The 12498-nt window shown below is 37.5% G+C and carries 5 protein-coding genes; 2 read left to right on the top strand and 3 right to left on the bottom strand.

What is annotated here, in order from left to right; genetic code table 11:
• Window positions 1-2 precede the first annotated feature (2 nt).
• The 3 genes from ISU00_RS06840 to ISU00_RS06830 are packed head-to-tail and all read right to left on the bottom strand — an operon-like array spanning window position 3 to window position 8726.
• Window positions 3-5669: a type I polyketide synthase gene (locus tag ISU00_RS06840; RefSeq protein ID WP_228853307.1), complete on the bottom strand. Its 5667-nt coding sequence runs from the start codon at window positions 5667-5669 to the stop codon at window positions 3-5.
• Window positions 5670-5697: 28 nt separating this feature from the next.
• Window positions 5698-7008: an LLM class flavin-dependent oxidoreductase gene (locus ISU00_RS06835; protein WP_228853306.1), complete on the bottom strand. Its 1311-nt coding sequence runs from the start codon at window positions 7006-7008 to the stop codon at window positions 5698-5700.
• Window positions 7005-8726 (bottom strand): fatty acyl-AMP ligase, encoded by a 1722-nt coding sequence (locus ISU00_RS06830; RefSeq protein ID WP_228853305.1) that lies wholly within the window; start codon window positions 8724-8726, stop codon window positions 7005-7007. Before ISU00_RS06830 ends, ISU00_RS06835 begins: the two co-directional genes overlap by 4 nt.
• A gap of 327 nt (window positions 8727-9053) precedes the next feature.
• Here ISU00_RS06830 and ISU00_RS06825 point away from each other — a divergent pair, with 327 nt between their 5' ends.
• Window positions 9054-10484, top strand: coding sequence for a hypothetical protein (locus ISU00_RS06825; RefSeq protein ID WP_228853304.1), 1431 nt, complete (start codon window positions 9054-9056; stop codon window positions 10482-10484).
• A gap of 6 nt (window positions 10485-10490) precedes the next feature.
• A complete protein-coding gene (locus tag ISU00_RS06820) occupies window positions 10491-12491 on the top strand; it encodes a 3-oxoacyl-[acyl-carrier-protein] synthase III C-terminal domain-containing protein (RefSeq protein WP_228853303.1) in 2001 nt (666 codons plus the stop codon).
• Window positions 12492-12498 lie beyond the last annotated feature (7 nt).

Here is a 12498-nt window from a genome sequence, read left to right as displayed (position 1 = left end):
CTTTATTCTTCCTTAGAGAGGTGATTTCTTACCTCCTCTTCACTCATTGATTCTATTTGTTTTAAAATTTCCACCTCAACCAATTCTGAAATTCTCTCAATAGTAAAGTATTGAAATGCTTCTTTTGGGTCTATATCGATGCCATAGGTTTTACGAGCGGAAGATATAATTTGTGCCGCCAAGACCGAATCTCCTCCAAGTTCAAAGAAAGAATCCTGAACCCCAACTTTATCAATATGTAGGGTTTGCTGCCACAATTCCACCATTTTATGTTCTATTTCATTTCGCGGAGCTACATAGGCCTGTCTAAGGTTGGGTCTTGCATAGAGCTTCGCAGAATAATTATTATCTCCTCTTATCTCTTTAAAGAAAGGCATAGATGCAGCCAAGGGATATAATTCTAGTAAATTTTTCAAATCGAAGGGTAGTGCTGTTATTTGAGAAAATGACTGGTCCATTAAGGCTTCCAGGACCTTAAAGCCTTGATCTACTTCAATCATTTTAACAAGATGTTCTGTAGATATGTTTTGTTCTTCCATTTTTTCTGAGGCTTGTGCAGCAAGACCCACTTCAGCCCAAGGTCCCCAATTAATACTTAATGCAGGTAATCCCATATTTTTTCGATAATAAGCCATAGCATCAAGGAATGAGCTCCCTGCCGCATAATTACCTTGTCCGGGTGATCCTAAAACAGAAACTGCCGATGAGTACATTATGAAAAAATCAAGATTGAGATTTAATGAATTGTAGTGTAAATTCCAAGTGCCTTCTACCTTCGGACTCATCACCCTTTTCATTTGGGATTCATCTAAATCAAGAATGGAGGCATCATCCAATACCCCAGCTGCATGAACAATACCCTTAATTGGAGGTAATTTTTTAGCAACCTCACCAAATAGACTTTGTACTTCATTAAAATTAGAAACATCAATTCTCTGAACCGAAATGGTAGCTCCCAATTTTCTTAATTCATCAATTTCAAAAACTGTTTTTTCTGTTGGTTTATTTCTAGAAAAAAGAACTAAATACCTAGCCCCTTTATTGATTAACCATTTGGCTGTTTCCAAGCCTAAAGCGCCAAACCCACCAGTAATTACATAGGTTCCATTAGATTTTATTTTCTTATCAAGGATATGGATTGGTTTCAATGCGACCGGGACCAATCGCGGTACATAACCTTTACCATCCCTAAAAGCAATTTGATCCTCATTAGTTTCTATATAAAGATGTTTCCCTAACTGAACAACAGCATTTTCAATTGAAGATTTCGGATCTAAATCGATTCTAGTACACTTTAGCTCAGGAAATTCGAAACTAATAACTTTTCCCAATCCCCAAGAAGTTGCTTGCTCTACTGATATTTGATGTGCCAAATTAATTGATTGGACACCGTTAATTACAAGCCATAAGTGGGGGGAGCCCTTATAATGAACAGATAGAGATTGAACAAGTCTCATTATTGAGTTGCACCCCAAATTATAAAGCTTAATAAAGGATTTCTCTGAATTTTCAATTGCTGGGATAGACAAACTCCAAAGATGAACAATACCATACAAAATCGAATTTGAGACCTGCATTATTCTTTCCAACAAAGTGTTAAGTCCATTGTTGGGATCCCTATTTAAACTATTTAATAGGTCATCTGCATAAACAATGGTGCATTCATCTCCCTGTTTCTCCAACAGTTCTTTTAAATTATCGCCATAACCTTGGTTATCCGCAAATAGTAACCAAAATCGGGTTGAATTTTGAGGTTCCGAAGGCACTTGCTGCAAGTCTTGTTTTTCCCATTTCGTTTTATAAAACCAAGTTTGATTTTTAAAAATATCATCTGGTTTAAAATTTCTAAACCGACGAAGGGTAAAACCTTTTAAATAAGCAACTAAATTCTCTTTATTATCATAAATAGCTATATCAGCCTCTATGGTGTCGTCTTCGGTTTTACTATTCCCTATTAGAGTTACATTACACCAAACCTCATCTGAAAAACCTCCTTTAAATACCAATTTAGAACATGAATAGGGTAGATATCTATCATTATTATCACTATTATTATCTGCAGCTGCAATAACTTGAAGACAGGCATCTAACAATACTGGATGGAATTGATAGTGGTTACCATCAAATTTTTGGCTTTCTCCTAGTTTTACATAAGCTCTAATTCCATTGGAATGAAACCAAATTTTCTGAACTCCTTTAAATGATTCCCCATAATGCAATCCTCTTCTATGAATACTGTCATAGAAATCTTTTGAATTTATGTCTGGTTCTTTATCACAAAATGACTGATTATCTTGAATATTGGAAATCTTAAAAGAATCATAAACATTTGGACTTAAAGTAGCAGTTGAGTGTAAATACCAATTTGCTTCGTTCTCCTTTTTACTATAGACCGAAAAATTGTATGAATTATTTTCCTTTGGTATCAGTGCAACTTGAAGGTCTATGTTTTTACCTTCAGGAAATCTCATACTTTCAATAAAAGTGAAGTTAGTTAATTCATGGGTTTCTGAAAGATTCATTTGTTGCATCACCTCAAATGCCATTTCCATGTAGGCTGCAGCTGGCAAAACCACTTCATCATCAATTTTATGATCTAATAAATAGGGTAAAATATCGGTGTTCAATACATTTTGCCATAATCTGTCGGCAGGAGAATAGGATAGACTTAAAGCTCCCCCTAATAACGGATGACCGTTTTCATAAAAAGAAATTGTATTACCTAAATTAGTCCTTTGATCTAACCAATATCGATCATGATTCCATCCAATTGGAGGAAGTTTAACATATGCACACTTTTTTCCATAAAATTGATCCCAATTTATTTTAAACCCTAAAGTATAAAGAACCCCAACAGTCTTTAAGATGGTATCTATTTTAGGCTCCTCTCTCTTTAAAGTTGGCAATAAATGTATTTCGTCAGAGTTATTTCCAATAGATTGTTGAATAGCTCCTAGCAAAACAGGATGCGGGCCTATTTCAATAAACACAGAATGCCCTTTAAGCATCAATGAATTAATGGTTTGGGAAAAAAGTACTGGTTTGCGTAAATTTTCAAACCAATATACTGCATCAAATATTCCTTCTTTTGATTGATCACCAGTTACGGTCGAATAAATTGGGATTTGCGATCTTTTGGAATAAATACCATCTAATCCCTCAATCATTTCTTGTTTCAACAATTCGATTTGAGGACTATGAGAGGCTACATTTACCTTAACCAATTTACAATAGAGATTGTTAGCTTCAAGGGTTGCCTTAATTTCGATCATTTTGGTATGGTCACCCGACAATACCGTTGATTTAGGGCCATTAATGGCCGCAATAGAAATTTCGTCTACATAACCCATCAAAACTTTTGAGGCTTCGTCCGGAGTTAATTCGGTAACCATCATACAGCCCCTTCCCTCTAGGGAAGTAAGCAGTTCACTTCTAGAACATATAACTTGAATGGCATCCTCCAAATTAAGTGCACCTGAAACATAAGCCGCCGCAACCTCACCCATACTATGCCCGACAACAGCATCTGCTGAAATCCCCCATGACGATAAAAGTTTTACTAAAGAAATTTGAATAGCGAAAATGGCTGGCTGAATTTTGTTTATTTGTTCAACTTCAGAAAACTCAGTTTTATCCATTAAAAAATCTGTGACGGACCAACCATAAAATTCTATAATCAGCGTGTTAATTTCCTTTATAGATTGGTAAAAAACAGGTTCCGATTCTATTAACTCCTTTCCCATACTAAACCATTGGCCTCCCTGACCTGAGAATACAAATGCCACTTTTGGCAACATATTAGTTTGTCTTCCGGTTAAAACATTTGGATCCGGGACACCCCTTACAAAATGGTCCAAGGAAGATAAAACCGCCTTTTTGTTATCACCCAAAACTGCCAATCGAAAATTGTCATTGCTTCTTCGGATACCAGCTGCATGACAAACCTCAATCATTGAGTATTCTGTTTGAGATTTCATAAAATTTCTCATGCCTTTAGCTTGCACTAAAAGGTTTCCTGAATCTCTGCCAGATATTGGAAAAATAAGATCGTTAAAAGTTGAGCCAGACTCCTGAAATAGATCCTCTCTTTGGCGAGTACTTGATTCAGCAGCTTCTAAAACTGCATGAACGTTGGTTCCTCCAAAACCAAATGAACTTACTCCTGCAATTAATAAGTTGGTAGGGTCTGGCCAAGGCGAAAACCTATCTTGAACTTGCAAGTTTAAATTGTCAAATGAAACATATTGATTAGGTTCTTTGAAATTTATGCTAGGCACCAAATACTTGTTCTTTATACACAAGGCAACTTTAATTAAACCTGCCATACCAGCAGCTGCCTCCAAATGTCCTATATTGCTTTTTACAGAACCTATATGGCATTTTCCCTTTAATCTGTCTTTCCCTAAAATATTACCTATGGCGTTAGCCTCTATAGAATCTCCTAAAAGAGTTCCGGTTCCATGTGCTTCAACATATTGAACACGTTTAGGATCAATGCCTAATTTCATATAAGCCTCTGATAGCATTTTTTCTTGAGAGGCCTTGTTTGGAGCCATTAATCCATTGGTTCTGCCGTCTTGAAACATGACACTCCCCCTGGAAACCGAATAAATGTTATCCCCATTTTCTAACGCATTCGACAAGGATTTGAGAACTAGGAATCCTCCCCCTTCTCCCCGGACATAACCATCGGCCCGATTATCAAAGGTTTTGCATCTACCATCAGCAGACAATACCCCTGCTTTTGTAAATGCAATGGAGTGGGTTGGCGAAAATATAAGATTCACTCCTCCGATTAGCGCCATATCACATTCTCCACTTCTTAGGCTTTTGCAGGCTAGATGAAATGCAGAAAGAGATGAGGAACAAGCAGTATCAACTACCATGCTTGGTCCATGTAAATCATAGAAATAAGAAACTCTATTGGCTGCAATGGATAAGGCAGAACCCGTTCCGGAAAGATTTGAAATTTTTAATGGGTCTTCCAATTGAAGTTGGCTATATTCATTAACGGACACTCCAACAAACACACCCGTATTGGTTCCAGAAATCTGTTCAATATTTAACCCTGCATCATCTAACGCTTCAAATGACAATTCTAGTAAAAGTCGCTGCTGTGGATCCATATCCTTTGCCTCTTTGGGAGATATTCCAAAAAAAGAAGGATCGAATTGATCCACACCGTCTATAAAGCCTCCCCAATTAGAAACAGACTTTCCTGGCATTGATGGATCCGGATGATAGTATTGATCACTTTTCCAGCGATCTTTAGGCACTTCTGATATTCTGTCTTCCCCATTTTTTAAAAGCTCCCAAAATTCATCTATAGTTTTTGCTCCTGGAAATCGACAAGCCATTCCTATAATGGCAATAGAATCTGTTTCTGAATTATTATACCTAGAAGAATCTACCGAGTCGGATCGAGAAGTCCCCGAAAGGTGTTTTGCTAACTTATAAATATTGGGGTATTCATACGCCAAAGTAGGTGATAGCCTGCGGCCAATAAACTCCTCTAAAGCACCTGATAAGGACACAACATCGATTGAAGAAAGGCCATAGTCAGCAAATGGTTTATGAATTCCTATTGAGCTCCTTTCGGCACCAATTAACTTGGATATTTCATTAATTAACCAGCCTTGAATCTCTCTTTCATCTCGAGTCTTTTCCATTTCCTCTGTACGATAACTATAATATAAATTAATTTTTCTTTGGTCGCATGCCTCCAGTTTGCATTTTCCATAATGCGGTCATCCCCGGCCTCCTATCAAGAGAGCCTCCCCCAGTTTGAGAACTCATCTTGTTCCATATTAACGGGTAAGCTTCTACAACAGGGCTATCTTTTAATGGTTCCATGGTACGTACTCGATTATTTGCAACTTCAATCGCATTAGCAAGCTCCTTTTGTTTTTCCTTCTCTCTGTTTAATTCTCGCTCCTTAAATTCAGGCAGTACCTCGCTTGCAAAAAGTTTAAGTGATTCGCAAATATGTTCATGTTTATATTTTCCACATTGGTGAAGAAGAATTAATTGATCCACTCCCGCATTCTCTAATGCCCGGAAATTTTTAATTAATTGTTCGGGAGAGCCGATACCGGTCATTCCAGCCTTTTTCCTTTCGCGCTCCAATAATTTATCTTGAGTCGTTGGTCTATTTTTAAACTGTTCCCATAAATTGGTTTTACCTGGTTTATGAATCCCGTCTCTCCAAAAATGTCCAAGGCCAAAAGCAAAATATTGGGCGCCTTCATAACCAAGTTCTACTGCCCTATCGGCATCTTTATGGCACATAAAACCTGTTAGCATTGCAATATTAGGATTTACAGCCTGCCCTATTGGGTCACATTCCTTCTTAAAAGTCTCATAATATTCATCCACCCAAAATTTAGCTTCCTCAGCATTGATAAAGGCAAAGGTGAGCGCACCAATTCCTAATTGTGCGGACATCTTTACACTATCTCTATTAGAACAGGCGGCCCATATAGGTGGGTGGGGCTTCTGTACAGGCTTAGGTACAACATTCCTGTGGGGCATAGAGAAATAAGTGCCTTTATATCCTGGATAGGGTGTCATACTCATCATTTTGGCCGTCTCACGTAAAGATTCCGCCCACATGGGTCGCTTATCGACAAAGTCTATCCCGAACCCTTCTAACTCTAACCTGGAACCGGATTCTCCAGAACCCCAATCTAAACGACCATTGCTTAAAATATCTAATGTAGACAAACGTTCAGCTATCCTAACAGGATGGTTGTACTTTGGAGACATAAGCACAATGCCATGGCCTAACCGAATCTTCTGGGTTCGTTGACTACAGGCGGCCAAAAACACTTCTGGTGCCGAGGAATGACTGTATTCTTCCAAAAAATGATGCTCCTGTGCCCACACATAATCTATCCCCAATTTGTCAGCTAACTCTACCTGTTCCAAAGCCTGATGAAATAATTCTTTTTCATCTCCCTCGTTCCATGGACGAGGCAATTGTAAATCAATAAAAATTCCAAACTTCATGATGCAGTCACTTCTTTTTGATAGTTGGTTATATATTTATTCTTGCATTCGTAATGTTTAATTTTACCACTGGTTGTTCTTGCAATAAAGCCCCTTGGAACTATCCTGATATCATCAACAGACAATGAAAATTCTTCATTAATTGAGGAACGGATAGATTTAAACAAATTTTCCATACTGAAATTGGTATTGTGTCGAACTTCCACAACTACAATTAACCGTTCTCTCTGGTTGTCTTCAATTGAAAATGCTGCACAACCCATTGGCTGAATTGCGTAATGGGCTTCTTGAACTACCCTTTCAATATCGTGAGGATAAAAATTCTTTCCTTCAAAAATCATTATGTTTTTTCTGCGTCCTACCACATAGAGCTCTTCATTCTCGAGAAAACCTAGATCTCCGGTTCTTAAAAATGGCCCTTCCCTAGTGTCAGTTAAAAACCCATGGAATAAATGTTCAGTGGCTTCAGGATTATTCCAATAGCCCTTAGTAACACAAGGTCCCTTTAGCCATATTTCTCCAACCTCATTGCTTTCAGAGAGATTTTCAGTTTCTGGATTTACAATTAAGAGTTGATGATTATCAATAACCTTCCCGCAACTAACAATTTCTGTTGAATCTGGTCCATTATCGGCAGCAGGTTCAATTTTGTTCGCAGATATACCTGTTTTGATCAATTTTTTAAAGGCATAGGATTGGTGACTGGAGACCGCAGCAACCATTAAGGTTCCCTCTGCCAATCCATAACACGGCACAAAGGATGATCCTTGAAATCCAACCGAATTAAAATAAGCCTCAAATTCTTCCAGGGTATTAACAGAAATGGGTTCTGCACCGTTCATGGCGACCTTCCAATCACTAAGATCAAGTTTATCCCTTTCTTCGGGTTTAATTTTCTTTAGACATAGTTCGTAGGCAAAATTTGGAGCCCCACTTATGTAAGCCTTAAATTTTGAAATCGCCCAAAGCCAACGAATTGGTTTCTGGAGAAAAAGTAGATGTGGAATAAGAGTAACCGTAAAACCAGTATAAAGCGGTTGAAGCATGCCACCAATTAAACCCATATCATGGAAAGGGGGGAGCCAAAAAACAGATTCTATGGTTTCATTTAACTCCATTTCCTTCTCAATTGCCCTTAAATTATTTAAAACGTTGCCATGGCTAACCATAACCCCTTTTGGAGCAGATGTTGAACCAGAGGTATATTGAAGAAAAGCAAGATGATCCACTAAAATATTCGGATTTTTCCATTCTAAGGACAGGTCTTTCTTATCCTCATTAAGTAGTATAAACTTCACTCCATTAAATTGCCTTTTCAAATACGGTTTGCTGTGTATGGCCTCATATAGCTTTTTATGAAGCACCACAACTTCTGGATTACAATCCTTTAAAATCCTTAAGGCAATTGTAAGTGTTTTTTCAATCCGAGCGTGATGTGGAGGTGAAAGTGGCACGGGCACAGCTCCAGCACAAATAGTTCCAAAAAAAGACGTAATAAAATCGATGCCATTTGGCACCAATATCAAGACACGGGCACCAAAGTGAGCCACTCTTTGTAATCTCGCCCCAATAGATTTAGATAACTGCGCTAAGGATTTAAAGGTCAGTAGTTCCTCTTCAGACTCACCATCCACCAAAAACCTATAGATAATTTTATCTGGTTGTTTTTGTGCTCTAAAAAGTAATACATCTACAAGAGATTTTTTAGAATCAATCACCGGTGAATTTTGCAGTTATTTTTGACTTTGATTAGAGACAATATTACCCAACCACCCTATAACCATTTAATTCCAGAAATACCTCCCTATCTGTTAAAGTTAAGAATTATCATCAACTATTTCTTATTCAAACCCTTAATTCAACGCAATATTTAAGAGATAAATTGAAAAAATTATAATTCTGAATAATATAAAATAGAGATGTGATTGAATTTGATTTCCTAATTCTGCACAAAATCAGCAAAATTTGATATTTTTAAGAATATTCCCCTCTTCTTGAGTCATCGAGTTTAATAAATAGATCAAAAGCCCAGTTAGCTCTGCGATATGTCAAATAGCAAAACCATAAAAGGACGTCCTGACTATTATATTACTCCAACGCGTGATTTCACCAAGTATGTAAGGGATTGCGAGGAAAAATATTGGAATAAGGAATCAGCCTTCGATTGGAATCAGGATGTTAAAAAGAACTTGATCGAATATTTGGAGAATCTCAGCAAGGATGAACTTTTTCTTATTTCTACGCTAACCCTGCCGATGATTAGAGATTCTATACAGAAAAAAATTCAATCGATTAAAACAGGAGAATTTCAATATTCTGAGGATGCTTTAAAGGATGTGTCTGAGTGCGTATTCTCAAATAATGAAACAATTTCAAAACTTCTGACCTTATATTCCCCGTTGCATTCCGACCTTATTAAGGTAAATAGACTTAACGATAGATTAGACATTTTGCATGGCGAGATGGTAGATTTAGAGGAACAAGATCGGTTGGGGATTATTAAGGTAGGAATTGAAGCGAAGTACATAGAGACCGAAGCTGAAAGAGAAGAGCTAGACAATCAATTAAAAACTAAATCCGAAGAAATCGCTGAAACGGGAATTCAACGTGCCAAACTTAAAAAAGGCTATGATTTAAATTTAAGCAAGTTAAAATTATCCGTTAAAGAAGACCAAGAAAAAAACTCATTGAAATTAGTGGAAGATCTTTCAGAAACTGAAAGTTTTGTGAATCGTTTAATCGAATCCAATAAACTTCCAGACAATCCAAAAGACTTGTCCTTGCTAAAGGATTTAATTGTAAAACGTCAATTAAGGGCCTTAAAGGACATTGCAAATCATGCACTTGTTGTAGAACAAAGTGCCATTGCCCCATTAACGATGGGGATCATCCATTACAAAAGATACCGGGAAATACAGGAAGCCCTTACTACCTTTATCAATGATGAAGCCAAACATTCAGCAACTTTTAGACGGTTTTTGGTTGAAAAACTTGAGGCAAAGGAATTTATTTCATCTCAACTAATTAAAGGAGCAGAACGATATATGTGGGTAGCAAGATTTGCTCCAGGCATTGGCATGTTCCTCGCCGTAATAATAGAAGCTATTGGGGCTTCTTACTTATCTTTTTTCAGCAAAAAGGAGATAATGCCTGATAAATTATTCCGAAGTATTAGCAATACTATTTCTGTACATGACGAAACGCGCCATATGGATTTGTGTGTAGCCATTTATAATGAACTTTTTAGAACTGGCAGTTCTTGGGAGCGTCGCAGAAATCATTTCGCATTAAAACTTATAATGAAATCCGTTTATGGAGATAAACATGACGACCACCACCTCATTCAAGCTTTTCGAGCCTTTGGGGTTGAATCGGATGTGCTATACAATTATGTCTTGAGTTCATTAAGCCAACAACTAACTCGAGTTGGCGTTTTTGTTACTCCAGAAAAACTGAAGCGGTACATTGGCAAATAGGGGAAAATGCATCATAATGTCTTGAGAAAAAATACAGTTATTGAAAGCCTGGGCAGCTACCTTCCCCCCAATTTTCTTTCCACCAAAGAAGTATTGGAAGGCTGTAATGCGTCCATAAGATTTCCATTGGAAAAAATAACCGGTATAAAGTCAAGACATGTTGCAGGTAAAGAAGAATTCTCCATTGATTTGTCGATACAAGCTATAAATGACTGCCTCGAAAAATCAAAGTATAAAGCTTCGGATATTGATTTGGTCGTCTGTTGCAACATATCGCGTATAGATTCTGAAAAACATCTAACTTTTGAACCCAGCACGTCGGTAAGACTTAAGAGGCATTTTGGGTTTAACAATGCTATTGCTTTCGATATTTCCAATGCCTGTGCTGGGATGTTTACGGGAATATATCTCGTTGATGCACTTATTAAAGCTGGAAGTATTAAACGTGCCATGGTAGTGAGTGGAGAATATATCACACACCTCACACGCACTGCACAGAAAGAGATAAAAACGTTCATGGACCCTAAAATGGCCTGTCTCACTTTGGGCGATGCGGGTGCAGCCGTAATCTTGGAAGAAAGCTCAGATCCAAAAGTTGGATTCCATCAGCTCTCCCTGCAAACCCTTGGTCGCTATAGTCCATTTTGTATTGCGAAACAAGCCGAAACGGAAGGATGGATTATGATTACAGACTCCGTGAATTTAACTGACGCTGGCATTAAAAGCAGCACCCAATTTGCTATTTCTTCCCTTGATAAAGCCGGTTGGAACGCCAAGGATTGTGATCATCTCATAATGCACCAGACCTCTAAAACTACTATTAAAAGTGCAGTAAATGAAATCAATAGCATTCTAAATAGCAACCTATTCCATGAGGGTAATACGGTAAATAATTTAGAGCAGTGTGGAAATACGGCTTCAACATCCCATATGATTGCATTGGCAGACCAAATTAAACGAGGAGTTATAAGTAAAGGGGATAAAATCGCTTTTAGTATAGCCGCCTCTGGCTTAACAATAGGTTCAGGTTTATATGTCATGGATGGCTTGGCAGAAAACAATTTTAACGGAAAAACAAGAACTAAGGCATTTATTGAGCCAGATTTAAACCATCCGATTGAAACTATACCATATGGAGTAATTATTGAAAGTGTAGGGATAGCAGAACCATCCACAAATCAAATTGATTCGTTAGAATTACTTCATTCTGCAGCACTAAAATGTTTAGAACAATCGAGTTACCAAGCCAACGATATAGATTTATTAATTTATTGTGGGGTTTATAGGTCTGAGTATATAGTAGAACCTGCCATTGCAGCTTTACTGGCAGGCATGCTAGACATGAATTCGTCTATTTTAGGGGAGCAATCCGATTCTACTCTAGCATTTGATGTATTTAATGGAAGCGTGGGAATGATGAATGCACTCTATTTAGTGCAAAACCTATTTTTAGCCGGAAAACATAAAAGTGCTATGGTGGTTACAGCTGAGGTTGAGAATAACGCTGTTCATTTTCCAAATGATTTATTAGGAGTTCATGAGACTGCTACTGCTATAATATTAGCCTATAAACCAAATACATCGAAAGGCTTCTCTAGATTTAATTTTTGCTATAACACAGATGCCATAACCAATTATACCACCCAAGCAACTCCTAAACCAATAAACCACTATTTAAAGATTCATAAAACAGAGCATTTGGAGGAATTGTATTTAAATCTTATTTCTGACAGTGTGGAGGAACTGCTGTCAACAACTAATATAAAAAAGGAGGATATCCGGACGGTTTTCCCACCCCAATTATCGGCAAGTTTTATCAGTAGGCTCAGCAAAAATTTAGGCATAAATGGAGATAAATTTGTGGATGTTGCAATTGATGGCGAAGACTTATTCACTTCCTCCATTCCTTATTGCCTTAATAATTCTGAATCCAAGGAAGGAACTATAGCTCTTTTAATTACAGTGGGTTCGGGCCTTCAGGCCGGCTGTGCTTTGTATTATTTTTAATTGATCC

Origin of the sequence: Aegicerativicinus sediminis (assembly GCF_015476115.1) — a bacterium.
GTDB classification, from domain to species: domain Bacteria; phylum Bacteroidota; class Bacteroidia; order Flavobacteriales; family Flavobacteriaceae; genus Aegicerativicinus; species Aegicerativicinus sediminis.
Note: the sequence above shows the minus strand (reverse complement) of the source record. Positions and strands in the feature narration are given on the sequence as shown.